Below are 506 nucleotides of genomic sequence, written 5' to 3'. Positions count from 1 at the left end.
CTGCAGGAACAACCAAAAGATAAACCACTAAAAAAAGCAGTTCGGTTGTTGCGTAAAGATTTTTTGCCGCGATTAAAAAGCTACGAACATCACCAGGAAGTGCTTGGAGAAAGGAATAGCTACAGCAAAACCGACCCGGACGCTACCTTTATGCGAATGAAAGAAGATCATATGAAGAATGGCCAGCTCAAGCCCGGCTATAATGTACAGATCGGCACAGAGGATCAATTCATTGTCGGATACAGTTTGCATCAGCGGCCTACCGACACACGTTGCATGAAGCCCCATTTACAGAAAGTGAAGTGCGCATTAGGAAAGCTCCCAGGAACAGTTATAGCAGATGCTGGTTATGGAAGCGAAGAGAACTACGCCTATTTGGAGCAAGAAAACGTAGAGGCCATCGTCAAATACAGCACGTACCACAAAGAGAAATCAAAGAAGTGGCAACAGGACATTAGCAGAATCGACAACTGGAAGTATGATACGCAGGCGGATTTGTGGACGTG

1 protein-coding gene is annotated in these 506 nt (G+C 45.5%); it reads left to right on the top strand.

All coding sequences use genetic code 11. The annotated features are described in order from the left end of the window. Positions 1 to 506, top strand: a 506-nt coding sequence (locus tag ABN764_RS29525) for a transposase (protein ID WP_446673868.1), incomplete at both ends; no start/stop codon positions are given.

The organism is Paenibacillus wuxiensis (assembly GCF_040195695.1).
In the GTDB taxonomy this organism is placed as follows: Bacteria; Bacillota; Bacilli; order Paenibacillales; family Paenibacillaceae; genus Paenibacillus_B; species Paenibacillus_B suaedae.
Note: the sequence above shows the minus strand (reverse complement) of the source record. Positions and strands in the feature narration are given on the sequence as shown.